The organism is Mycobacterium sp. NPDC003323, from assembly GCF_053589535.1.
On sequence record NZ_JBSFSB010000006.1, the window covers coordinates 110,131 to 134,412 of the forward strand.

The 24,282-nt window shown below is 67.9% G+C and carries 22 protein-coding genes; 12 read left to right on the top strand and 10 right to left on the bottom strand.

Going from position 1 to position 24,282, the window contains the following annotated elements; all coding sequences use genetic code 11:
- Positions 1-41: 41 nt before the first annotated feature.
- On the top strand, positions 42-2,375 hold the full coding sequence (locus ACWDUN_RS16340; RefSeq protein WP_449930338.1) for an esterase-like activity of phytase family protein: 2,334 nt from the start codon (positions 42-44) through the stop codon (positions 2,373-2,375).
- Positions 2,376-2,424: 49 nt separating this feature from the next.
- On the opposite strand, the gene aceA is transcribed toward ACWDUN_RS16340, so the two are convergent.
- Positions 2,425-4,704, bottom strand: coding sequence for an isocitrate lyase ICL2 (gene aceA, locus ACWDUN_RS16345; protein WP_449930340.1), 2,280 nt, complete (start codon positions 4,702-4,704; stop codon positions 2,425-2,427).
- A gap of 118 nt (positions 4,705-4,822) precedes the next feature.
- On the opposite strand from aceA, the gene ACWDUN_RS16350 reads away from it, so the two are divergent.
- The gene (locus ACWDUN_RS16350) at positions 4,823-5,233 is read left to right on the top strand and encodes a DUF4267 domain-containing protein (protein WP_449930342.1); all 411 of its coding nucleotides are present in this window, start codon (positions 4,823-4,825) and stop codon (positions 5,231-5,233) included.
- A gap of 26 nt (positions 5,234-5,259) precedes the next feature.
- On the opposite strand, the gene ACWDUN_RS16355 is transcribed toward ACWDUN_RS16350, so the two are convergent.
- Both ACWDUN_RS16355 and ACWDUN_RS16360 read right to left on the bottom strand, forming a co-directional pair.
- Positions 5,260-6,522, bottom strand: a complete 1,263-nt coding sequence (locus ACWDUN_RS16355) for a spinster family MFS transporter (RefSeq protein WP_449930344.1) — start codon at positions 6,520-6,522, stop codon at positions 5,260-5,262.
- Positions 6,523-6,555: 33 nt separating this feature from the next.
- Positions 6,556-7,146 (bottom strand): hypothetical protein, encoded by a 591-nt coding sequence (locus ACWDUN_RS16360; protein WP_449930346.1) that lies wholly within the window; start codon positions 7,144-7,146, stop codon positions 6,556-6,558.
- 56 nt (positions 7,147-7,202) lie between these two features.
- Between ACWDUN_RS16360 and ACWDUN_RS16365 the strand changes: the two genes are divergently transcribed.
- Genes ACWDUN_RS16365 through ACWDUN_RS16380 form a run of 4 tightly spaced genes read left to right on the top strand, consistent with a single transcriptional unit; the run spans position 7,203 to position 11,875 of the window.
- Complete coding sequence (locus ACWDUN_RS16365; RefSeq protein ID WP_449930348.1) at positions 7,203-7,844, top strand: sensor domain-containing protein; 642 nt, start codon at positions 7,203-7,205, stop codon at positions 7,842-7,844.
- A 53-nt stretch (positions 7,845-7,897) separates the two neighbouring features.
- Positions 7,898-9,202, top strand: a complete 1,305-nt coding sequence (locus tag ACWDUN_RS16370; protein WP_449930350.1) for an acyltransferase family protein — start codon at positions 7,898-7,900, stop codon at positions 9,200-9,202.
- A gap of 9 nt (positions 9,203-9,211) precedes the next feature.
- Positions 9,212-11,584 (top strand): Tex-like N-terminal domain-containing protein, encoded by a 2,373-nt coding sequence (locus ACWDUN_RS16375; RefSeq protein WP_449930352.1) that lies wholly within the window; start codon positions 9,212-9,214, stop codon positions 11,582-11,584.
- A 21-nt stretch (positions 11,585-11,605) separates the two neighbouring features.
- On the top strand, positions 11,606-11,875 hold the full coding sequence (locus ACWDUN_RS16380; RefSeq protein ID WP_449930354.1) for a YdeI/OmpD-associated family protein: 270 nt from the start codon (positions 11,606-11,608) through the stop codon (positions 11,873-11,875).
- A gap of 3 nt (positions 11,876-11,878) precedes the next feature.
- On the opposite strand, the gene ACWDUN_RS16385 is transcribed toward ACWDUN_RS16380, so the two are convergent.
- Both ACWDUN_RS16385 and ACWDUN_RS16390 read right to left on the bottom strand, forming a co-directional pair.
- Entirely contained in the window at positions 11,879-13,129 is a 1,251-nt protein-coding gene (locus ACWDUN_RS16385; protein WP_449930356.1) for an MCE family protein, read from the bottom strand.
- Between the two features lie 99 nt (positions 13,130-13,228).
- A complete protein-coding gene (locus ACWDUN_RS16390; RefSeq protein WP_449930358.1) occupies positions 13,229-14,386 on the bottom strand; it encodes an acyl-CoA dehydrogenase family protein in 1,158 nt (385 codons plus the stop codon).
- A gap of 90 nt (positions 14,387-14,476) precedes the next feature.
- On the opposite strand from ACWDUN_RS16390, the gene ACWDUN_RS16395 reads away from it, so the two are divergent.
- The 3 genes from ACWDUN_RS16395 to ACWDUN_RS16405 all read left to right on the top strand — a co-directional run bounded on the left by ACWDUN_RS16395 (position 14,477) and on the right by ACWDUN_RS16405 (position 15,915).
- Entirely contained in the window at positions 14,477-15,118 is a 642-nt protein-coding gene (locus ACWDUN_RS16395; protein ID WP_449930661.1) for a TetR/AcrR family transcriptional regulator, read from the top strand.
- 70 nt (positions 15,119-15,188) lie between these two features.
- A complete protein-coding gene (locus tag ACWDUN_RS16400; RefSeq protein ID WP_449930663.1) occupies positions 15,189-15,566 on the top strand; it encodes a YidH family protein in 378 nt (125 codons plus the stop codon).
- Position 15,567: 1 nt separating this feature from the next.
- Positions 15,568-15,915, top strand: a complete 348-nt coding sequence (locus ACWDUN_RS16405) for a DUF202 domain-containing protein (RefSeq protein WP_449930360.1) — start codon at positions 15,568-15,570, stop codon at positions 15,913-15,915.
- A 5-nt stretch (positions 15,916-15,920) separates the two neighbouring features.
- Here ACWDUN_RS16405 and ACWDUN_RS16410 read toward each other — a convergent pair whose 3' ends face one another.
- From ACWDUN_RS16410 to ACWDUN_RS16420, 3 genes are read right to left on the bottom strand one after another with little or no spacing between them, the layout of a single operon-like run.
- Positions 15,921-16,190 (bottom strand): metal-sensitive transcriptional regulator, encoded by a 270-nt coding sequence (locus ACWDUN_RS16410; RefSeq protein WP_449930362.1) that lies wholly within the window; start codon positions 16,188-16,190, stop codon positions 15,921-15,923.
- 59 nt (positions 16,191-16,249) lie between these two features.
- On the bottom strand, positions 16,250-17,119 hold the full coding sequence (locus ACWDUN_RS16415; protein ID WP_449930364.1) for a sulfite exporter TauE/SafE family protein: 870 nt from the start codon (positions 17,117-17,119) through the stop codon (positions 16,250-16,252).
- 5 nt (positions 17,120-17,124) lie between these two features.
- On the bottom strand, positions 17,125-17,709 hold the full coding sequence (locus ACWDUN_RS16420; protein ID WP_449930366.1) for a rhodanese-like domain-containing protein: 585 nt from the start codon (positions 17,707-17,709) through the stop codon (positions 17,125-17,127).
- A 204-nt stretch (positions 17,710-17,913) separates the two neighbouring features.
- Between ACWDUN_RS16420 and ACWDUN_RS16425 the strand changes: the two genes are divergently transcribed.
- The 3 genes from ACWDUN_RS16425 (at position 17,914) to ACWDUN_RS16435 (ending at position 21,946) form a co-directional block, all read left to right on the top strand.
- Entirely contained in the window at positions 17,914-19,293 is a 1,380-nt protein-coding gene (locus tag ACWDUN_RS16425; protein WP_449930368.1) for an MBL fold metallo-hydrolase, read from the top strand.
- Between the two features lie 16 nt (positions 19,294-19,309).
- The gene (locus ACWDUN_RS16430; RefSeq protein ID WP_449930370.1) at positions 19,310-20,509 is read left to right on the top strand and encodes an FAD-dependent oxidoreductase; all 1,200 of its coding nucleotides are present in this window, start codon (positions 19,310-19,312) and stop codon (positions 20,507-20,509) included.
- Positions 20,510-20,749: 240 nt separating this feature from the next.
- Entirely contained in the window at positions 20,750-21,946 is a 1,197-nt protein-coding gene (locus ACWDUN_RS16435; RefSeq protein ID WP_449930371.1) for a DUF7159 family protein, read from the top strand.
- 6 nt (positions 21,947-21,952) lie between these two features.
- Here the strand turns inward: ACWDUN_RS16435 and ACWDUN_RS16440 are convergent, their stop codons facing one another.
- The gene (locus ACWDUN_RS16440) at positions 21,953-22,957 is read right to left on the bottom strand and encodes a hypothetical protein (RefSeq protein WP_449930373.1); all 1,005 of its coding nucleotides are present in this window, start codon (positions 22,955-22,957) and stop codon (positions 21,953-21,955) included.
- A complete protein-coding gene (locus tag ACWDUN_RS16445; protein WP_449930375.1) occupies positions 22,954-24,282 on the bottom strand; it encodes a Dyp-type peroxidase in 1,329 nt (442 codons plus the stop codon). The genes ACWDUN_RS16440 and ACWDUN_RS16445 overlap by 4 nt, the downstream gene beginning before the upstream one ends.

Here is a 24,282-nt window from a genome sequence, read left to right on the forward strand (position 1 = left end):
GATCACTCGACTTCACCGCCGAACTGAACAGGGGTCCCAAGATGGCGTCGAACCTGAGTCGCGTGACGGCAGCCGCCGCGGCCACCGCACTATTGGCCGCCGGCTGCTCCACCGACAATCAGCAGGGTGGTGATCAGGCTGAACCCGGCGCCCCCGTGCAGCGCGCCACCTCGCCCATCGACTTCAACATGCCCGACGCCGATCGCTTTCACCGGCTCGCGACCTACCCGGTGTACCTGAACGCCCCGGCCGACGAGGACCCGAAGACCGAGACCGTCGCCGAGATCTCCACCGTGACCCCCGACGGCAACACCGTCATCTACACCGACGCGGCAGCCAAACGCATCGGCTTCCTCGACATTCGGGACCCGTTGAAACCCGCGGGCATCGGGACACTTTCGCTCGAGGAGCTCGGACATGCGGATGATCAGCCCACCTCGGTGGCAGCGCTGGGCGAGTTCGTCCTGGTGGTCGTGGACACCACCGGTGGAGACTTCGCCAACCCGTCGGGCCGGGTCGACATCGTGCGGGTCGCCGACCGGACCCGGGTGCACAGCATCGACCTGGGCGGGCAGCCCGACTCGATCGCCATCAGCCCCGACGGCTCGTTCGCCGCGATCGCCATGGAGAACCAGCGCGATGAGGAGTTCACCCCGCCCGGTGGTGAAGAAGGCGACCTGCCGCAGCCGCCGACCGGTTTCCTGCAGTTGCTCACCCTGGCCGGTGCGCCGACCGAATGGACGGCACGCAGGGTCGATCTCGACGTCGAACAGGCCCGCGCCGCCGGATTGGACACCCCCGAAGACCTCGAGCCCGAGTACGTCAGCATCAATTCCCGCGGTCAGGTCGCGCTGACGCTGCAGGAGAACAACGGTATCGCGATCATCGACGGCAGGACCGGCGCCGTCTCGTCGATCTTCACCGCCGGCGCCCAGGCCGTCGAGGGTATCGACACCGCCGAGGACGCCAAGCTCGACCAGACCGGCTCCATAGAGGCCGCACCGCGCGAACCCGACGCCATCGGCTGGATCGGCGACGACCACATCGCCACCGCCAACGAGGGCGACTGGAAGGGTGGCACCCGCGGCTGGACGATCTTCGATGCCGCCAACGGCGAGGTCGTGTGGGACGCCGGCAACTCCTTCGAACAACTCGCGGTGCGTACCGGTCTGCACCTGGAATCCCGCGCCGAGTCCAAGGGGCCTGAGCCGGAGGGCCTGTCGATCACCGAGATCGGAGGCCGCCCAACTGCTTTGGTGGCCTCCGAGCGCAGCAACTTTGTCGCCGCCTATGACGTCAGCGACCCCGCCGCCCCGGTGTTCCGCCAGATCATGCCGACCACGCCCGGCCCCGAGGGCATCCTGGCGATTCCGAACCGCGACCTGCTGGTCATCTCGTCGGAGGCCGACGAGGCCGACAACCGGGTCCGCGCCTCGGTCAACGTCTACGGGTACGGCGAGGCGTTCGCCGCCGACGGCGGCAAGCCGCCGTTCCCGTCGATCGTGTCCGGTGACGTCGACGGTGCCCCCATCGGCTGGGGTGCGCTCGGCGCGCTGGCGGCCGACCCGGAGGCGCCGGACCGGTTGTTCACCGCCACCGATATCGCCTATGGCCCGGCTCGGATCCTCGGTGTCGACCTGTCGAAGACGCCCGCCCTGATCGACAGCGAGATCACCGTCACCGACAACGGTGAGCCGGTGGCGCTGGACGTCGAAGGGCTTGCGGTGCGCCCCGATGGTTACGTGCTGGCCGTCGAAGGTGAGGAGGGCACGGGCAACGAGTTGATCAACGTGGCGCCCGACGGGGCGATCGCCGATCGCGTGAAGCTGCCCGCCGAGATCGCCGCCGGACTGGAAGGCCAAGGGCTGGAAGGTGTGGCGATCGACGGCGAGACGATCTGGGTGGCCGTGCAGCGTGAGGTGAAGGGCGACCCCGAGGGTGTGGTCCGGATCGGCAAGTACACCCCGGCCGACCAGAAGTGGGAGTGGTACGGCTACCAGCTGGAGAGCACCGACGCCGAGGGTGACTGGATCGGGCTGTCCGAGATCGCGGTGCACGATGGCACGCTGCTGGTGCTCGAACGCGACAAGCTCAACGGGCCCGATGCGCGCATCAAGGCGATCTACCGTGTCGAGCTGCCGACCGAGGCCGGTGTGACCGGAACCGAGGCGCCGAAGGTGCTGCCCAAGACGCCGGCTCGCGATCTGTTGCCGGATCTGGCGGCCACCAAGGGTTACGTGCAGGAGAAGGTCGAGGGCTTCGCCATCGCGGGCAACGGGAACCTCTATGTCGTCACCGACAACGACGGTGTCGAGGATGCCAACGGTGAGACGGTGTTCCTGGATCTCGGCCCCGCCGACCGGGCGCTGTCCTGATCCTGGGTGAGGATACTGGCGCTGACCGCCCGTATCCTCACCGAAATCGCTAGTCCTCCTTACGGATCAACCGGCTCAGCGCCTCCCGGTCGGGTGCCAGCAGCTCGTCGATGCGCGGCTGGTTGACATCGGCGACGATGATCTCGCCGACCTCCTGGTAGACGTTGCTGAAAAGGCCGTGCTTCTTCAGCTTCTCGGTCTGATAGATGTTGTCTTCGGTCGGGGTGACGTAGTAGACGATCTCCGGCTTGAAGCGGTGGATCAGCCACAGATGGATCACGTCCATCAGCCGCTTCTTGCGCAGCTTCTCGGCGTAGGTGTTCTGGTCGCGCACCGTCAGGATGCTGCGGCCGTGCCGATCCTTGATGGGGTCGACGATGACATCGGCCACCTTGTCCTCACCGTCACCGTAGATGCCGAGCTCGAGGACATCGGAACCGGCGCGGCGGGGACGCAACTGCACGCGCAGCGTCTCGCCGACCTTGTAGTGCTCACCCCAGATCGCCAGCCATTCCTCCAGCAGCTTCTTGGGCACCTCGGTCTGCACCAGATGCTGGTGCTGGGTGGAGCCCTTGCCCATCGATTTGGTGGTCGCGGTGCGTCCCGACGACGCGGCCAACGCGGCATCGCTGCGCGGCCCGCCGACCAGCGTCTGCGGTGTGCGGTAAGGGGATTCGACGAGGCGCATCTTGCGCTGCAGACGGGCCAGCGACAACATCCCGTCCTGGCGCAGTGCGGTGGCGAACTCCTCGGCGGCCACACCGTCGATCTGGTGACCGCCGTAGGTCATGAAGTTGAAGACGAATCCGAGCTTGCCGATCTCCTCGGGGAAGGCTCGCATCTCGTCATCGCTCATCCCGGTGGTGTCCCAGTTGAACGACGGAGAAAGGTTGTAGGCCAACATCTTGTCCGGGTACACCGCGTGGATGGCGTCGGCGAACTCGCGGGCGTCGGCGAGGTCGGCGGTCTTGGTCTCCATCCACAGGACGTCGGCGAACGGTGCGGCGGCCAGCGACTTGGCGATGGCGTAGGGGATTCCGCCGCGGATCTGGTAATAACCCTCGGGCGTCTTCACCCGCTCGGGATCCCACGCCACATCCGCGCCGAGTTGTTTGGCCTTCTCCCGCGCGGCGTACAGCGATGCCGACCGTGCGAACTCGCGCCATTCCGCCGCGCTGATATCGGCCTTCTCGCCCTCGCGCTCGCGGAATTCGAGGAGTTCGGCGACGGCATCACCGTAGGTCTCCAGGCCGGCGTCGTTCTGCCACGCCTCGACGAACTGCGACTCGACGCCGTCGAACAACGCGTCGACCGACTGGCCCGGCCGATAGGAGCCGGCCGCGGCGGCGATGGCGTCGAGCAGACCCTGCCGCTCCAGCCAGGCCTCGGCCGCCGCGTATTCGCCGTCGGGCAGGGCGTAGAGCAGGTGACCGTTGAGCTCGGTGACACCGAGTTCGTGGAAGCGGCGGGTGATGGCCAGGAAACAGGACTTGTACGGCGGGATCTTGACGTTCGTGGCACCCAGCAGGAAAGGCTGATCGCGCTCATCGGCGCGGCTGTCGATCAGGTTGGCCGCCTCGGCATCGGTGCGCGCGACGATGATGCCGGGCACCCGCATGACGTCGAGTTGGAAACGGGCGGTGTTGAGCCGCTTGATCTGTTCATCCGACGGCACCAGCACCTTGCCACCCTGATGGCCGCACTTCTTGGTGCCGGGCCGCTGGTCCTCGATGTGATAGCCAGGCACACCGGACTCCACGAAACGACGAATCAGGTTGCGCACGTGCGGATCACCGCCGTGGCCGGTATCGGCGTCGGCGATGATGAACGGCCGGTAGTCCACTGCCGGTGTCGCCGCGCGCTGCTCCGGTGTCATCTTCAGCCGCAGGTACTGCTGATTGCGGTCGGCGGTCAGCAGCGCCCGCACCAGGCCGGCGGCCTCGTCGGGCACCTGGCTCAGCGGGTAGCTGGCCAGGTCGGGTCCGGGATCCTCACTGATCGAACCCTTCGCCGAGGTGGCCCAGCCGCCGAGATAGATGCCCTCGATGCCCATCCGTTTCATCGTCACGGCCTGGCCGGGGGAGTACGGGCCGAAGGTGGTGATGCTCTTCTTCTGCTTGAACAGCTCACGCAGCCGTGGATAGAAGGCGGTGGCCGCCTCCCGCGCCACCGGATAATCGCTCGGAATGGTGCCGCGCTGCTCGGCGACCTGCCGCGCCGAGTACAGCCGGGTGATGCCCTCGAACCGCGGGCTGTCGAAATACGCCTGGGTGGCGGCCACATCCTGCTCGAAATCGTATCCGGATGTCGTATCGGCGCTGTTGGCCATCTATCTGCTCCTCGTCGAGCTCGGCGGGTCATCTCGATTATCGCCGTCGGGTGTGCCTACCGGACGAACTTACCCCGATTACCCACGGAGACAACGAGGCTGAACATAGGCTTCGCGCATGGTGATCGACGGAGCGGCCGTGGCCGTGGGTGGTATCCGGATGGCCTCGGGCATCTCGTTCCTGGTCGACCCGCTTCGCGCCAACAAGCTGTGGGGATCACCGGACGCACCGGATGCCACCGCACAGCTGCTGCTGCGGTCGATGGGTTATCGCGACGCCCTGATCGGCGGGTTGCTGCTGGCGGCCGGGTTGCGCGGTAGAAACACCCGGGGGTGGTTCCTGGCGTCGGGCGGGGCCGATGCGGCCGACCTGCTCGGCGGTGCCGGGGTGCACCGCCAGATGAGGCGTTCCCAACAGATCATCGGTCTCGGCGGCGCGATCGTCGGCATCGGCGTCGGGCTGTGGGGTGCTACCCGTCGTCCGGTTCGTGGCGAAACCCCCGTAGCGGGGGCTGCCGAGGGCATCTGAGCCCCTCGTACGCGGGTTTCGCCACGTCAGCGTTCTTCGATGATGTCGCGCCGGTACAACTGCGCGGCCAGCGCGTAGAAGCACAGCGCGACCAGCTGCATCACCGGGACCAGGATCAGCAGCGCGCGCCCGAGCGCCTGCGCGCCGAGTTCCGGGGTGAGCGCGTCACTGATCACCCCGGTCAAAAACGGCCCGACCGAGCCCAGCACGGAGTTGACGAACAGGAAGATCGCCGAGGCGGTGGCGCGTTGCTCGGGAAGCACCAGCCGTTGGATGGCGGCGATCGACGGCGCCATGTAGGCCGTGCCGATGACATAGCCCAGCGCCAGGAACAGCACGCACCAGGTGCGGCTCTCGACGACGAACGCCAGCGCCGAGGCCGGCAACAGCAGCGCGGTCAACGCCACCACGATCCACAGCAGCCAGCGCGGGTCCCGGGCGGCCAGCCGGTCGGCGATCCGGCCGACCACCAGCAGGCCCAGGACTCCGGTGGCGCCGGTGGCCAGCCCGTATTCGATGCCGATCTCGCCCAGCGACATGTCCCGGGTGCGCATCAGGAAGGCCGGCGCGAAGGTCGTCAGCGAGTAGCCCGCCGCCGAGATCAGCGCGGTGCCGCCGATAACGGCCAGAAAGCTGGGCTTGCGCAGCAGATCCCACCACTTCACGCCGCGCTCGCGCGGTGGTGGGGTGGGCAGCGTCTGCCGAAAACCGACCACCCAGAGCACCAGCGGTGCCACCACCACGCTGATCCCGCCCATCACGACGAATGCCGTGCGCCAGCCCAGATGCTCGGCCAACAATCCGCCGCCGAGCAGGCTGGCGACACTGGCCAGCGGGATGGCCAACGTGATGACCGCCAGCGGCGCCGAGCGGCGCTCCGGTACGAAATTGCGGGCCACATAGGCGTGGGCGGCCGGGGTGCTGCCCGCCTCGCCGACGGCGACCCCGACGCGGGTCAGCGCCAACTGGAAACCCGATTGCACCGCACCGCCCAGCATGGTCATCGCGCCCCACAGCGTCAGGCATCCCGCGATCACCACACCGAACATGCCGCGGTCGGCGATGCGGGCGATGACGATGCCCAGGACCGCGTAGACGATCAGGAATCCGAAGCCGTTGATGACACCGATCGCGGTGTCGGACAAGGCGAGATCCTGCTTGATGGGCTCGGCCAGCACGGCGGGCAGGAACCGGTCCACATAGTTGAGCGTGCCGACCAGCGCCAGCACCGCGACCGCGGTCCAGGCCCGGCTCGGTGCGTGCACGTCCGGCGTCAGATGCGTGGCCATGGACCAGCAGCTTTACAGATGGTGGCCGAGTTGTCAGGGATTACGGGTGCCCTCGGCGGCCGACGGATGCACCCGGACGGTATACCCGCCGCACAGCGCGGTCACCGACGGCTGCGGGGTGAGCACCTGCGCCGAACCGACGGCCGGCACCGGATCGTCGTAGCCGGCCGGTGTCCAGCGGTGCAACTGCCCACCCCACACCAGCCGGTGGGTGTCGCCGACGGTGACGAAGACCCCGTCGGGCAGCGATGCCACCGGTGTGTGCGGACGGGGCGCCCGGCGCGCCCGGTCGAGTAGCCGGTCGACCTCGGCGGCACGCGTGGTGCCGGTGGCCGCCAGATAGGCGCGGTAATCCGGCCGCCTGCACTCCGCGCACGGCCGATGCCCGGCGGCCAGCGCCACGGCCTCGTCGAGGAAGAACAGCTCGGTGTAGGTCCCGGGACTCATCACGCGCCGGCGGCGTCCCTTGAACTCCAACTGACAGATCAACCAGGCAATGTTCCTGTGCGTGCGGACGATTCGACGGTTCTCGTCATGCAGGATGCCGCGGTTGCCCATGATGGTCCCGCGTGCCGCATCGGCGATGATCTGCCCGTCGGGGCGCACCCGGTTCTGCAGCGGCATGCCGGCGAGCCTATCGCCGGGCGGTGACAACGCCGAGCATCCCTAGACTTGCGGGCGTGCGGAGAACGTGGGCTCTGGTACTGCTGGTGTTGGCGGTCGCCGGTTGTACTCGAGCGGTGCAGGACCCGCAGGCCACGCCGGAACCCCCGATCGGCCCGATCACGCCCGGACAGGTGGCCGACCTGCTGAGCCCGGACATCCTCAACAAGGACGGCAACCGGTTCGCCACCGTGGTCCCGGACCGCTGCGCGGGGACGGCCCTGGAGGTGGACCCACCGTTCCTCGTCGATCACGGACCGGCCGCCGAGGACGGCGGGCACTGGCCTGCCACGGCCGGTCAGTTCGACGTGGTCAACGAGGAGATGGTCGCGGTGTACCCGTCGGACTTCTCCGCGGCCGAAGCGCTGGAGTCGGCTCGACGCACCGTGCAATCGTGCATCGGCAGTGAGGTCGACGTGACCACGATGCAGGACCGCACCTACACCTTCACCGTGGCAACAGCCCCGCAGCAGGCACCCGAGGGCGCGGTGTTGTGGTCGCTGCGGGCCCCGGACTGGAATTGCGACAACATGTACGTCGCCGCCCACAACGCCGCGATCGAACTGACCAGCTGCGGTTACGGCGGCGGTATCGACGTGGCGGCCGCCGCCGAGGCTGCCCTGGAGCGCATCGAGAAGCTGGCCGACAACACTGCGTGAACTCGGGTAGTCCTACTCATCCGGGCACGCGCGGATTGGGGCACGCTATAGCCATGCCGCTCGCCAAGCTCCTGCCCGCCGCATCGGTGGTCGCCTCGACCGCCGGCAACCGCGACCGCGCCATCGACGTCGCCCGGTTGTCGGCCCTGGTCGTGGTCATGTTCGGCCACTGTGCCCTGCTGCTGGCCACCATCGACAGCGACGGCCTGTGGATCGGCAACATCCTCGGTGAGATGCCGGCGCTGACGCCGATCACCTGGGTCGTGCAGGTGATGCCGCTGTTCTTCTTCGCCGGCGGGGCCGCCGGGGCGTACGGCTGGCATCCCGGCACATCGTGGGGTAGTTGGCTGGTCAGCCGCGCGCAGCGGTTGTGCCGACCCGTGTTCTGGTACTTCGCATTCTGGACGGCCGCGCTGGTGGTGGCCCGGGTGCTCCTCGGTGACGCATCGGCCGACCGGCTCGGTCGCGAATGTGTGGCGCTGCTGTGGTTCCTGGGCGTCTACCTGGTGGTGATCGCGTTCGTGCCGCTGCTGACCCGGCTGCACAGTGTCACCGGCGTCGCCGTCGTGGTCGCCGCACTGGTGGCCGCCGCGGCCGGTGTCGATCAGGTTCGGTTCGCGGTGGGGTCATCGGAGGCCGGCGTGGCCAACTTCCTGATCGTCTGGTTGATCCCGGTGGTCATCGGAGTGGCCTATGCCCGCAGATTGGTCCGGCCGGCGGTGGCGTCGGCGACGGCGGCGGTGGCGCTGACCGCGCAGGTGCTGCTGGCGCTGACCCAGACCTACGAGGTGCCGCTGGTGACCACCGGCAGCAGCCACGGGGTGTCCAACGTCTCGCCGCCGACGGTGTTGCTCGCCGTGCACTGCATCTGGATGTCCTGCGTGTTCGTGGCCGCCGCCGGCATCGTCGAGCGCTGGGCGCAGCGCCCGCGCGTCTGGTACGTGATCGCCGTCGGCAACTCCGGGGCGATGACGCTCTACCTGTGGCACATCCCGGCGATCGCGGTCGCGACCTTCACGCTGAACGCATTCGGCCTGGATGCCTACGACGTCCGGGCGCCGGACTTCTGGCCGCTGCTGGCGTTGCGGGCGGTGGTGTTCGCGATCGTGATGTTCGCGACGTTCCTGCTGCTGTCGCCGTTGGAGCACCGCAGACTGCCCTGGTGGGACGGTCCGGTCGGGGCGCGCGGAGCCCGCTCGGCGGTGGCCGGCGTACTGGTCTGCGCGGCCGGGGTGGCGATGCTGCTGGTCGCCAAGAACGGCTTGGCCGGTGCGGACGGCTGGATACCGCTGGCCGCCTTCTGCGCGGCGGTGCTGGCCGCGCGTGCCTGCGCGGGGTCTGTCGGGACCGTTCGGTAGGGTCTCGGCGTGACTTCGAGCGCGCCCGCGACACCCCCCCGATCCGTAAATGCCCGTCTCGCTGCGGAACTGGCCGTTTCCGAGCGGCAGGTGGCCGCCGCGGTGGCGCTGCTCGACGAGGGTGCCACGGTGCCGTTCATCGCCCGGTACCGCAAAGAGGTGACCGGCAGCCTCGACGACGGGCAGTTGCGCACCTTGGAGGAGCGGCTGGCCTACCTGCGTGAGCTCGACCAGCGCCGCGATGCGGTGCTGGCCTCGATCGAGGAGCAGGGCAAGCTGACCGATGAGCTCAGGACGGCGCTGTTGGCGGCCGAGACCAAATCGAGGGTCGAGGACATCTACCTGCCCTACAAGCCGAAGCGGCGGACCAAGGCGCAGATCGCCCGCGAGGCCGGTCTGGAGCCGCTGGCCGACCGGTTGCTGGCCGATCCGTCGCTGGTACCCGACGAGGTCGCGGGCGCGTTCCTGGGCGAGGGGGTGGCCGATGCCGCCGCGGCACTCGACGGGGCCCGCCACATCCTGATCGAGCGGGCCGCCGAGGACGCCGAACTGGTGGGGGAGATCCGGACCAAGTTCTGGGCCGACGGCACGCTGCGGACCGCGCCGTGGTCCGAGGACGCCGCCAAAAGCCCTGCCGGACAGAAGTTCCGGGACTATTTCGAATTCGCCGAGCCGCTGGAGAAGATGCCCTCGCACCGGGTGCTGGCGGTGCTGCGCGGCGAGAAGGAACAGGTGCTCGCCGTGAACTTCGACGGCGGCGAGGACGAGATCTACCAGGCCCGTGTCGCGCAGAGCCTGGGTATCGACCTGAGCGCGGCCGCCCCGGCCACCTCGTGGCTGGCCACCACCGTGCGGCTGGCGTGGCGCACCAAACTGATGATCTCGGCCGCGGTGGATGCCCGGATCCGGCTTCGGCAGCGGGCCGAGGCCGATGCCGTCGCCGTCTTCGCCCGCAATCTGAAGGACCTGCTGCTGGCGGCCCCGGCGGGCACCCGCACCACCCTGGGCCTTGACCCCGGTTTCCGCACCGGGGTCAAGGTGGCCGTGGTCGACGGCACCGGCAAGGTGGTCGACACCTGCGCGATCTTCCCGCATCAGCCGCAGAAGCAGTGGGACACGGCCAAGGCGACGCTGGCCGCGCTGGTGGCCCGGCACGGTGTGGAGCTCATCGCGGTGGGCAATGGCACCGCGTCCCGGGAGACCGATGCCCTGGCCGCCGAGCTGATCGCCGATATCCGCGCCGCCGGGGCGCCGGCCCCGGTCAAGGCGATGGTCAGCGAGGCCGGTGCCTCGGTGTACTCGGCCTCGGCGTACGCCGCGCACGAGCTGCCGCAACTGGACGTGACGCTGCGCGGCGCGGTCTCCATCGCACGCCGACTGCAAGATCCGCTGGCCGAACTGGTCAAGATCGAACCCAAGTCCATCGGCGTCGGCCAGTACCAGCACGATGTGACGCCCGGAACGCTGGCGCGCAGCCTCGACGCCGTCGTCGAGGATGCGGTGAACGCGGTGGGCGTCGACCTCAACACGGCGTCGGTGCCGCTGCTGGCCCGGGTCTCCGGTGTCACCGACACGCTGGCCGAGGCCATCGTGGCGCATCGGGAGAACACCGGACCGTTCCGCAGCCGCAGCGCACTGCTGAAGGTTCCGCGGCTGGGCCCCAAGGCTTTCGAGCAGTGCGCCGGCTTCCTGCGGATCCGCGACGGCGAGGACCCGCTCGATGCCTCGGGCGTGCACCCGGAGTCCTACCCGGTGGTGCGGCGCATCCTGGACCGGGCGAATCTCGAACTCGCCGAACTGATCGGCAACGACCGGACACTGCGGTCGCTCAAACCGGCTGACTTCGCCGATGACCGCTTCGGGGTCCCGACGGTCACCGACATCATCGCCGAACTGGAGAAGCCGGGCCGCGACCCGCGTCCGGCGTTCTCGACCGCGACCTTCGCGGCCGGTGTCGAGAAGGTCGCCGACCTCAAGGTCGGCATGGTGCTCGAGGGTGTGGTGACCAACGTCGCCGCATTCGGTGCGTTCGTGGATGTCGGGGTGCACCAGGACGGTCTGGTGCACGTGTCGGCGATGTCGGACCGGTTCGTCTCCGATCCGCACGAGGTCGTCAAGTCCGGTCAGGTGGTCCGGGTGAAGGTCGTCGACGTCGATGTCGACCGGCAGCGGATCGGGCTGTCGTTGCGGCTCAACGACGAGCCTGCCCGTGGTGGTGACAGGCGGCCCGGAAAGCCCGGCGGTAACCAGAACCGGGGCAATCAGCAGCGCGGCAACCAGCAGCGGAATCCGAACCGCGCAAAGAACTCCGGTCGGCGAGACGCCGCACCGCCCTCGGGTTCGATGGCCGATGCGCTGCGCAATGCGGGCTTCGGGCGCTGACCCGGCGGCTATATTGACCAGATGCCAGGTCAGCAGGTTCCCGGCGGGGTGGTGCACAAGCTGCCCGCGGACCTGCGTGCTGCGCTGATCGGAAATGATGCCGCGCTGGCGGCGTGGAGGGACATCACACCGCTGGCGCGCAACGAGTTCATCTGCTGGGTCCAGGACGCCAAGCAGGACAAGACCCGGGAGCGCCGGATCCGCCGCACCCAGGAGGAACTCGAGGAGGGGCAGCGCCGGCCGTGTTGCTGGCCGGGCTGCAAACACCGCGAGCGCACCGGCAAGGCTTGAGCGCTACGGGTTGATGGTGTCCTCGCCGACCTGGCGTCCCCACACGTACTCGGCCGTCAGCGGTTGTCCGAGTTCGAAGTGGTTGTAGGGCGCGATGCTGGCCCCGGTGTCCATCACCAGATACGGCATCGGCCACAGGTCGCGGGTGATGGGCTGCCAGCAGCCCGGGCGCCCGCCGGGGCCGCCGCGGGCGTTCACCCGGGGCAGATTGTCCGGGAAGACATAACGGTTGCCCGCTCCCACCAGCTGATCACGCAGCCGCAGTGAAGAGCCGTTTCCGCCGAGCATATCGGCGAATTTCGGTGCCGCATCGTGGTAATTGCGCAGCGTGCACAACAGCTGCGGGCTGTAGTAATCCAACAGTTCGCCTGTCGGGAGCAGATCCTGGGCACCGCGCACCAGATACGGGCCCCCGCGTTCGAGGACGTCTGCGGCATCGGCCCCGAAGCCCACCGCCGACATGAGCGCTGCATCCACCGTGTCGCGTTCATCGACGAGGGCGCGCGCGGTCACGGTGGCGTGATCGAGCCCGTCGAGCGCGTCGGTGGCCGCATCGGCGTAGGTGTCCGACAGCGTCGCCCACCCGGTGAGGTCACGATGGATCTGCGGCATGCGGCCGTTGAGCTCACCGAGGATGTCATGTCCGTCCACCAGTGCCTGACCGAACTTGTCGCCCAACCCGTTCAGCGCCTGGGCGGTCGCCGTCAGCGTCTGGTTGAGCTTGACCGGGTCGACGTGCTCAGCAATGCCCATGAGCGTCTGGAACACCGTGTTGAACTCGGTGGTGGTCGCCGACACGCGGATGACCGCGCCCGGGCCGAGTCGATCCTCGGACGGGTCGGGCGGCGACAGGAACGAGACGTACTTGTTGCCGAAAACCGTTGTCGCGCGCAATTGTGCGTCCACATTGGCCGGAATGAGGTGCAGGTATTTCGGTGACACGGCGAGCACCAGTCTGGCGCGGACGTCGTGGCCCTCGGTCACCGCGTCCGCGGACTCCAACCGCCCGATGGGCACGCCGTTGAACGTCACCTTCGACCCCGGGTCCATGGCCAGTCCCGCGCGTTCGGCCATCAGGACCACCGGAACCGTGGATTCGAAGTATCCGCGAAACATCGCCCAGCTCAACCCGAATACCAACACGACGATCAGCAGCAGAACCGCGCCGGCAACTCGGTACGGTGGTTCCTTGGGATCGTTGGTGGGGCCCTCGTCGACCAGGTCGGCGGTATCGGCACCCTGCGCCATCGTCATCCGCCAATTGCACCACAGCGCAACGGATTTGAGATCAGCTGCGCCGTGTGATGCCGATGGCGCGGGGTGCCTACTGTGATGCCGCTGACAGCGGCGGGGTCAGAGCCCCATGTCCTTGGCGATGATCATCTTCATGACCTCGCTGGTCCCGCCGTAGATCCGGCTGACCCGGTTGTCGGCGTACAGCCGCGCGATCGGGTACTCGTTGATGTAGCCGTACCCGCCGTGCAGCTGCAGGCAGCGGTCGATGACCCTGGACGCCAGATCGGTGCAGAACAGCTTGGCCGCCGCGGCGTCGGCGGGCGTCAGTTCGTCCTCGTCATGGGCGTTCATGGCGCGGTCGACCACGGCCTCCATGGCGTCGACATCGGCCTTACAGGCGGCGAGTTCGAACTTGGTGTTCTGGAACGCGGCAACCGGCTTGCCGAATACGGTGCGGTCCTTGGTGTATTGCGCGGCGAAGCGCACCGCGGCCGCTGCCTGCGCGTAGGAACCCACCGCGATGGCCAGCCGCTCGCGGGGCAGATTCTGGCCCAGATACGAAAAGCCCATGTTGACCTCGCCGAGCACATCTTCGGCCGGCACGATCACGTCGGTGAAGTTGAGTTCGGCGGTGTCGGAGGTGCGCAGCCCCAGCTTGTCGAGCTTGCGGCCGACGGTGTAACCCTCGGATTTGGTATCGACCACCAGCAGTGAGATGCCGAACCTGCGGTCGGCCTCGCGCGGCGCGGCGGTGCGGGCGCACACGATGACGCGGTCGGCGTGGACGCCGCCGGTGATGAAGGTCTTTGAGCCGTTGAGCACGTAATGCGTGCCGTCACCGGAAGGCTTTGCGGTGGTGCGCATTCCGGCCAGATCCGATCCTGTCCCAGGTTCGGTCATGGCAATGGCGAACATGGTCTCGCCGGACATCATGCCGGGGAACCAGCGCTGCTTCTGCTCCTCGGTGGCCAACGCCTTCAAATACGGCAGGCACAACCCGATGTGCACGCTGGAACCGCCGAAGGACACCGCCGCGCGCGAGCATTCCTCGGTGATGATGGCCTGGAACTTGTAGGAGTCGATACCGGCGCCGCCGTACTCGGTGGGGATCTCGATACCGAACAGGCCGAGTTCGCCCAGTTTGTAATAGAAGTCGCGGGGCGCGATGCCGTCTTCGAACCACTTGTCGTACACCGGGGCCACCTCGGACTCGATGAACGCGCGGATCATGGCGCGAAAGTCCTCGTGTTCCTGGGTGTAGACGTCCCTGCGCATCGCGGCCTGCCTTCCTGAGTGAACGGTGTTAGCTATTAACACCACTATAAGCTAACATCGTTCACCAAGCCAACGGAGGGGGATGTGACGGTGGGAAGGCCACGCATTCTCAGTCGTGAGCGCATCCGGGACACGGCGCTGGCGATCATCGACCGCGATGGGCTCGACGGGCTGTCGATGCGCGCCCTTGCCGCAGATCTGGGTGTGCAGGCCGCTTCGCTCTACAAGCACTATCCGACCAAGACCGAGGTGCTCGACGAGGTGGCCAGTCGGGTCGTCGGCGTCGTCGACACCTCTGGTTTCGATGCCGACGAGAACTGGGACGTCGCGTTGGCGCAGTGGGCCCGGTCCTACCGCTCGGCGCTGGCCGCGCACCCCAACGTGGTGCCCTTCCTGGCGCAGGGCCCCGGACACCGAGACGAGAGCCTGCGTATCGCCAACGCCGTGCACGGAGGACTGGTGCGGGCGGGCTGGCCACCGCGGGATGCGACGTTGATCGGTGCCGCCACCCGGTCCTTGGTACTGGGCTCGACGGTCGGATCCTTCTCGCGCGGGTTCGTCGACGATGTGCAGGTGTACCGGGATCGCTATCCGCACATGGAGCAGGCGCATCGACTGCCGGCCAAGGCCGACGAAATCGATACCGCCAGTTTCGAACTCGCGCTGACCTCGTTCATCGACGGACTGCAGGCGCGGTTCGCCGTGACCGGAAAACCGGCGGCCGAGGTTTGAGGATGGCCGATCTGCGACGGCCCGACGACGTACGCTGATCGGCGATGTGCACACCAGATGGCCGCACCCGATGAGTCCCGCCGAGGAACCGTCCAGCGGGCCCGCCGACGCGGAGCCCGATTATCGGTTCACGCTGGCCAATGAGCGGACCTTCCTGGCCTGGATCCGCACCGCGTTGGCGTTGATCGCCGGCGGTATCGCCGTCGTGCAGTTCGTGCCGTCGTTCGGCATTCCCGGTGTCCGGCATGGTCTCAGCGTGCTGCTCACGGCCGGCGGCGGGATCCTGGCCGCGCTCGCCGTCCGGCGCTGGCAACGGGTGCAGGCCGCGATGCGCAGCGATGCGGATCTTCCGCCGACCATCGTGCCGGTGCTGCTGGGCGCCGCCATCTTCGCCATCACCATCGGCGTGCTCGTCATCCTGGTGGTCTGGCCGCCCGGCGGGCGCTGACATGCCGCGCACCCAACCCAGCAAGCCGGGACTTCAAGCCGAACGAACGCTGCTGTCATGGGAGAGAAGCGCATTCGGATTCCTGGTCGGCGGGGTCCTGGTGCTGCTGCGCCAACACGGCCCGCTCGGTCCCGGACGCGCGGTATTGGCGCTGTTGGCAACGGTCCTGGCGCTGCTGGTACTTGCGCTCGGCCATCGGCGGTCGGTGCAGATCAAGTCCGCGCCCGTTGTCCAGGGGCGCATCCTGTTGCCCGCAGCCGGTGTCCAGGTGATCTGGATGGGTGCCGCCACGGTGATCTTCGCGGTGACCATCGTCGGCGCCCTCGTCGCGTCGGCGATCCTGGGATAGCCGCGTCAGGCCAGCGCCATGAACAATTTCTCAAGTTCGGCTTCGGTCATCGGTGGCTGACCGTCTGCCGACTCGCCGGTCAGGCATTCGCGCATACCTGTTGCGACAATCTTGAAGCCGGCCCGGTCCAGGGCGCGTGACACCGCGGCCAGCTGTGTCACCACATCCTTGCAGTCGCGGCCCTGCTCGATCATCGAGATGACACCGGCGAGCTGCCCCTGCGCCCGGCGCAGCCGGTTGAGCACGGCAGCGATCGCATCCTCGTCGCCGACCATGGCCTCTCCTTTCGCTGAACCGAACAGCAATGGTACCCGTGGGGGTATTCCCGCGGGCGCTACGCCGGCTTCGGGCGTGGCGCGCCCGCCATGAAGCGGCGCAACGGGCAATGGCTGTATCGCGCGCATGCGATCGTCATGACGGCGGCGATTGCGGTGACCGCGGCCGTGGTGAGCCCGACGACGGGATCCACCTCCTGGCCGAGGATCACCGCCGACATCGCGAGGACGAACCAACCGAATGCCTTTCGCAGCATGTCCGGATCGATGACGGCCGTCAGCTTGGCACCGGCGAATGCGCCGATGACCGCAGCGGCGGTGACCGCCGACGCGATCGGCCAATCGATCGTCACGCTGGACAGATACCCGCCCAGTCCGGCGAACGACTTCATCGCGATGACGATCAAGGACGTACCCACTGCGACAGGCATCGGTAATCCGCCCAGCAGCGCCAGCGCGGGTACCACCAGGAATCCGCCGCCGGCACCGACCAGACCGGTGACCAGGCCGACCACCAGCCCCTCGGCGACGATCTTGGGAATCGGCAGCCGATGATCGCCGGCGGCCTCCACGTTCTTGTGTCCGCGCAGCATCGCGATGGCGGTCGCGATCATCATCGCCGCGAACCCGATGAGCAGGACGGTGCCCGGGATGAACCGGGCCAGCAGTCCGCCCACGTAGGCGCCGGCCATGCCGGCGGCGCCGAAGATCAGCCCGGTGCGCCACTGCACACGCCCGGCGCGGGCATGCGAGATCGCGCCGATGGCGCTGGTGACGCCGACGACGAGCAGTGACGTGGCGATGGCCTGCTTGGCTTCCATGCCGGCCACGTAGGCCAGCAGCGGCACGGTCAGGATGGAACCGCCGCCGCCGAGCAATCCGAGCGCGATGCCGACGAAAACGGCCAGGCCGATGGTGAGCGCGATCATCGTTGTCAGCTCGCCCGGTGGCCGGTGTCGACCAGTTGCGACACGATGGTCTGCGCATCACAACGCGCTCCGCGGTTGTAGGGCAGGTTGGCCAGCAACATGCCCATCGCGCAGGTGTTGGACAGCGCGGCGAAGGTCAGACCGCCACCGACGGCCCCGGCCAGCCACTTGAGCTTGGGGGCGGCGATGCTGCCCAGGATGCTGGTCAGCACGATCGAACCGGCGACAAGGCGCACCTGACGCTCGAGATCCCAGCGCTGGGTGCCACGGTTGACCGCGAAACCCTCTGCCTCCCAGGCGGCGATACCGCCGTCGAGGATATGCACGTTGGTCAGTCCGGCGTTGCGCAGCGTCTCCTCGGCCTGGGCGGCGCGCTGACCGGAGCGGCAGACCAGGACCACATCCTCGTCGAGGTGCTCGACGATCTCGTAGCGGTGTTCACGCAGCAGATCCAGCGGCACGTTGTAGGCGCCGGTGATGTGTGTGAACTCGAATTCGCCGGGGGTACGGACGTCGAGTACCCGAGGTGGCTTGGGCGAGGCCAGCATTTCGCCGAGGGTCTGCGAGTCGATGGTGGTTGGTGCGGTCATGGCGTTCCTTTCGATGGGGCGCTCGGGTGTCACATTGCGTCGACACATACGGCGGGGGGTATCCTGACGCCATGGTAGACATACCCCCAGGGGTAAAGGCAAACGGGAAGTTATATACCCCCTAGGGTACTTGACATACGGGTGGGGGTATGGACACTCTGAGTCAGAGGGCCTGCCCCGGCACCACGAGAAAGGACCATCGCAATGAAGTTCATCCAGTACTACCTGGACTGCCTGTCACACGCGTCGTACCTGATCGCCGACGAAACCACTGGTCGTGCAGTGGTTGTCGATCCGCAGCGTGACGTGGCCGAGTACCTGGCCGACGCCGAGGAACGCGGTTACACCATCGAACTGGTCATCGAGACCCACTTCCACGCCGACTTTCTGTCCGGCCACCTGGAGCTGGCCAAGGCCACCGGTGCCAAGATCGTTTACTCCTCGGTCGCCGAGACCGAGTTCGAGTCGATGGGCGTGGCGGACGGGCAACGCTATTCACTGGGCGAGGTGACCCTGCAGTTCCTGCACACCCCGGGCCACACCCCCGAGTCGCTGAGCATCGTGGTCTACGAGCACGCCGACGACGAGGTTCCCTACGGTGTGCTCACCGGTGACGCGCTGTTCATCGGGGACGTCGGTCGGCCCGACCTGTTGGCCTCGATCGGGTTCACCCGGGAAGAGCTGGCCGACAAGCTCTATGACTCGCTGCATAACAAGCTGATGACCCTGCCCGATGCCACCCGGGTCTATCCCGCGCACGGCGCCGGCTCGGCCTGCGGCAAGAACCTGTCCACCGACCTGTGGTCGACGATGGGGGAGCAGAAGGCGACCAACTACGCGCTGCGCGCCCCGGACAAGGCCACGTTCATGGAGCTGGTCACCGAAGGCCAGCCACCGGCACCGAGCTACTTCGTCTACGACGCCATCCTCAATCGCAAGGATCGGGCGTTGCTGGACGAGACCGAGATGCCTGCCGCCATGAGCTACGAGCAAATCCGGGAGGCGATGGCCCAGGGCGCGGTCCTGGTCGACGGGCGCGGTCCCGAGGAATTCGCGCTGGGGCATTTGCGAGGTGCCGTCAACATCGGGCTGGCCGGCCGCTACGCGGAGTTCGCCGGATCGGTGGTGCCCGCCGATGTCGACATCGTGGTCTTCACCGAGCCAGGGCAGGAGATGGAAGCCAAGACCCGGCTGGCGCGCATCGGGTTCGACCGGGTGATCGGCTACCTGGACCGCCCGTTCGAGGCGATGCTCGACCACCGCGACGAGGTTCAGGTCGCCTCCCGGCTGACCGCCAGGGCGTTCGATCAGCGCGCGGCGGAGCTGCCCGACCTTCAGATCGTGGACGTGCGCAACCCGGGTGAGGTGGCGGCGGGCGCCATCCCGAACGCCATCCCGATCCCGGTGGGACAACTGCCGGCCCGGCTCGGAGAGCTGGATCCGGCCAAGCCGACCGTCGTGTATTGCGCAGGCGGTTACCGATCCTCTGTTGCAGCGAGCCTGTTGCGGCGCAACGGTTTCGGCGATGTCAGCGACATCCTGGGCGGGTACGGCGCCTGGGAAGAGACCCGGCAGAACGCCTGAGCGGCGGGAGAAGACCATGACCACTGCCAAGCACCACATCCTCATCGTCGGCGGTGGGACGGCCGGCATCTCAGTGGCCGCCCGGCTGCTGCGCCGCGGCCACACCGACGTCGCCATCATCGAACCGTCCGACGTGCACTACTACCAGCCGCTGTGGACCCTGGTGGGCGGCGGCCAGGCGAAGGCGTCCTCGACGGTGCGACCCGAGGCCTCGGTAATGCCCAAGGGGGCGACGTGGATTCGCAACGCCGCCGCTCACATCGACCCGGACGACAACACGGTCACCTGCGTTGACGGAGCAGACTACGAGTACGACGTGCTCGTGGTCTGCCCCGGCATCCAATTGGACTGGAATCGCACCGAAGGCCTTCAGGACACGCTCGGCAAGGACGGGGTGTCGTCGAACTACCGGTTCGATCTCGCGCCCCGCACCTGGGAGTTCATCCGCGGCCTGCGTTCAGGCAGTGCGGTGTTCGCGATGCCGTCCGGCCCGATCAAATGCGCCGGCGCGCCCCAGAAGATTGCCTACCTGGCCGGCGACTACTGGCGCCGACAAGGAGTGCTCAAGGACATCGATGTGCACCTGGTGGTGCCGACGCCGCGCCTGTTCGGCATCCCGGCCATCGCCGACAGCCTGGACGCGGTGGCCGCCGACTACGGCATCACCGTGCACACCAACGCAGAAGTGACGTCGGTCGACGCGGCAGCGCACAAGGTCGCGGTCACCGGCATCGGCGACGCCGGGTCCGGCACCACGCTGTCCTACGACGTGCTGCATGCCGTACCGCGTCAATCCGCGCCGGACTGGATCAAGGCCGGTCCGCTCTCGACCCGTGACGCAAACGGCTACGTCGACATCGACAAGCACACGATGCAACACGTGTGCCGGCCGAACGTGTTCAGCCTGGGCGATGCCGGATCCTCACCGAACTCGAAGACCGGGGCGGCGATCCGCAAGCAGGCCCCGGTGGTGGTGGCCAACATCGAATCGTATCTGGCGGGCAGGCCACTGACCGCGAAGTACAACGGGTACGGCTCGTGCCCGCTGGTGACGTCGTCGCACGACATGCTGCTGGCCGAGTTCAACTACGACCTCGATCTGGAGCCGTCATTCCCGCTGCTGAACCCGACCAAGCCGCATCGCACCTACTGGTACCTGAAGAAGTACGGCCTGCCGTTCATGTACTGGAACCTGATGCTCAAGGGTCTGGCTTGAGATCATCCCTCGGTCGTCGGTGAACTGTCGGTGAACTCTGTCGCCGTGGCATCGTCGCGCCGGGAATCGCCCGGCGTCCTCGCGCCGGGCGATTTCGGCAGGTAACGCCGCCGCGTACAGCGCCGATAACGAATGCAGGACGCCGGAAACGGCGTTTTCGCCGAGATGCCGACGTGCAGCGAGCAAACTAGGCTCGTCGCGATCCGTACGCGGGGGATGAGACAGGAGTAGAGGCCAGGGGTGAGAACCGTACTCGGATTGTCGGTGACCACGGCAAGTGTCGGCTGGGTGCTGGTCGACGCCACCACGCCCGACGGACGCCCGCTCGACGACGACAGATTCAGCGTCGACGACCCCGATGACCTCCTGCCTCGCTGCCTGGCCGCCGTCCGCGGCGCCGGTGGCATCGCTGCGGCCAGCGGTCACCGCATCGCCGCGATCGGGGTCTGTTGGAGCGATGATCTGGCAGCGCGATCGGCGGAACTGCTGGCCGCACTGCGCGACGCCGGATTCGCCGACGTGCGGCCGGTCCGCCATGTCAGGCCGATCGCCGAGGACGTGACCGAGTGCGCCGGGTGCCCGGAAAGCCCCGCTGAGTTGCTGGCTCAGTTGTTCGACACGGACGCCGACGCCGAACCGGCCGACGATGATCTGGACGATGTGGACTGCGGCCCGGAGGCCGGGAAGACGCCGGCCTTCGAAGCCGCCCACGCGGTCCTGACCAATGCGGTGCCTGCTGCATCCGTTGCCATTGCCCGCACCCGTGGCTGGTCGCTGCCGAGGGTGGGAGCGCGGGTACCGATGCTGGCCGGCGCCGCCGCCGTGACAGCGGTGATCGCGCTGTTCGCGGTCGGTTCCCAGTTCGGCGGCGCCGAGATGCCGGAATCGACCGCCCTGGCCAACCGCGCCTCGATATCGACGACCGAGACCGCGCCGACCGAGACCGCGCCGACCGAGACCGCGCCGACCGTGTCGGCGCAACCCCAGGCTGCGCCTCCGCCGGCGCAGACGGCGACACCGGCGCCGGTGCGCCAGGCCGCACCGACGGCCGAATGGGTGCCGCCCGCCGAGCCGGTCGTGGAGCAGATGCCCGCGGCTCAGTCCGACGAGGCGACGCAGCAGAACGTCCCGGTGCCCCAGGATGTGGTTGCGGTCGAGGCCGCGCCGGTAGCGGTCGATCACCTGCCCGTTCCCGAAGCGGCACCGGTCCCGGCGCCGGCCGCGCCCCCGGCACCGTTACCGCCGCCGCCCCCGTTCGGGTTCTTCGCGCCGCCACCGCCCCCCGCGCCACTCCCGGCTCCGTTGGCGCCACCGGCTCCCGGTCCGGCACCCTTGGCCGCGCCCGTCCCGCCGGCTCCCATGGCGCCGGCCGCACCGGTCCCGCCGCCGCCGGCCGCTCCGGCGCCCATCAACCCGGTCTTCGGCGCGCTGCCCTGATCCGGGTCAGCGCATCACCGCGAGGTTGCGCCAGAACGCCCGGAGGCTGTCGGTACCACCGAACAGCGTCGTGAAATGCGTCGAGTCGACCAGCACGATGTCCCCGGCGCGATCCGCCGCCGGCGGCATCCAGATCAGTGCGTTGAACTCGGTCTGGCCCTCATCGACGAACGGGTGCGGCCGGGAGACGTCCACCGGCTGGCGGGCGAGCAGCCGTAGCCCGGCGCTCTCGGGCGCCGTCAGCTGATAGTGCGGCAGATGCGGATGGAAGTTGAAGGTGCTCACACCGGCCAGCAGCCCCAGATCATCGAGATCGTGGCGGGCGTTCAGCGGCGCAATATCCGTCGTGCCCTCGACGACGGCCGGTCGTAGACCCCAATTGTTGTGCACCGGAACGTCGAACGCGGCCATGAGTGAGCGGGTGTAGCGGCCGAAGCGCTGCTGGCGCGGCACCAACGGGTCGCCGTGGTGGCGGTACTCGACCTGCCGCTGCGGATAGTCGTCGGTGTTGCCGACGTCGTGGTGTGGCGCCAGCAACAGGCAGGTGCCCTCGCGCTGCAGCCAACGCCGTATCGCGCTGATCTCGTCGGCGCCTGCCTCCTGCTGCGCGAGCAGATGGTCCAGTCCGAACACCATCAAGGTGTCGCAGTCGTCGAGGACGCGTTCGTCGATCCGCTGGTGGTAGCCGGCCTGGTCGATGCGCTGGAAGACCGCGACGGGATGGCCGGTTGCGGCCTGTGCGACGTCCTGGAACGCCAGGGTGGACCGGTGGAAGAGTTCCAATGTGCCCGCGATGCCCTGGAGGAAGTGATCGGCCTGATACTCCGGCGTCTCATAGGCGGGCCAGAGGGTGTTCCGGACCTCGGTGAGGGTGGAGAAGCGATTCTCCATCGCGGCCGGATCCCGTTGTGCCTCCCAGGGATAGCTCCATGTCCAGTAGATGCTGATACGCCGGCGCCCGTCGCGGGGGCGCGCGATGTGTTGCTGGTTGTAGGTGCGTGCGCCGGTCATGACTGCTCCTGGTCGAGGGACGCCAGATATCGCAGGGCCCCGATACCCGGCAGGAAGAAATAGGCACCGCCGGTGAGGGTGGTGAAGGCAGGGATGCCCTTGTGGACCTTGCGGATCGGCCGCTTGGGCACCGTGAAATCCAACGTGCCGTCCTGCGCTCCACAGATGGGATCGTGTTCGTTGCCGAGTTCGTGAAACGACTTGTCGTTGATCCAGACGTTCTGCGCGAACTCGAACTGGCGGACCAGATCCGCGCAGATGATGAACGCGGCGATACCTCTGGCCTGACCGTCGTCGGGCGCGCCCTCGGCAAGCGCGGGGCCGTATGTCGCACCGCGTCGGATCATCCGACGCCGGTTCATGTAGTGCGCCGTGTCACGGGGATTGAGGCGGCGGGCATGCGAGCCCAGTGGGCACGCATACCCCAGCGGATCCATCTCCTTGTAGTTGAAGTCGTTGTTACGCATCGGGTCTGCGCCCAGTTCAGGATCGTCCGCGTCCGGGGCCAGCACCAGCGGTGCACCGCTGCGCCAGCGACCCATGAACTTGGCGGCCAGCAATTCTTCACCCTCGGGGCTGTCGGAGTTCTCACGCAGGTACTCGCGGAACACCGCGACGTGTTCCTCCAGCCGGCGATAGGCCATATAGCTGCCGTTTCGCGACAGCACCTGCGGTTGCGGCAGATCGGCCACCGGCCCGTTCTCGTCGGGATAGCCCAGGATGAATTCGCCGGGCTGTAGGGCGGGCCCCGATCCGGGTGTCGGCTCCTCACCCGAGCCGACCATCACCGGCTGCGACAACCGGTCCCGGAAGCCGAAGTGGTCGTGGGCGTAGTTGAACGGTGGGTGGGCGTTGAGATCCAGGTGCGAGATGCTGCGCACGCCGTCGGTGCGAGCCAGCAACGCGTCGTGGTTGGCAATGGACCGTGCGTACTGATCCTCGGTGCGCGAGAACAGGATGGCGATCGCGTGCACGTCCTCACCTGCCAGTCCGCCGACCCAGTTCTCGGGAGCGTGTGAGCCCACGTCACCGAGGATCTTCGCCCGCGAGACCATCCCCTCCCGGAAGGCGTCGGGGAAGGTCGCCAGGCAATCCTCGCCGACGCCGAGTGCACGCAGCCCGGTGAGGGTGAAGGCCACCGTGACCCAGCGGTCCGCCTCGTTCATCGTGGCCCGGACATCGGCGGCCGATTGGACCAGGTCGAGCATGGCGCCCAGCCATGCGCGGCCTCCCGCTGGGGTATCGAAGGTCAGGAACTCGTAGCGACCGGTGAGTGCCGGCGTCCGGGTGAGCAGGATGTGCTGGATATCGTCGAGTTCGAGCAT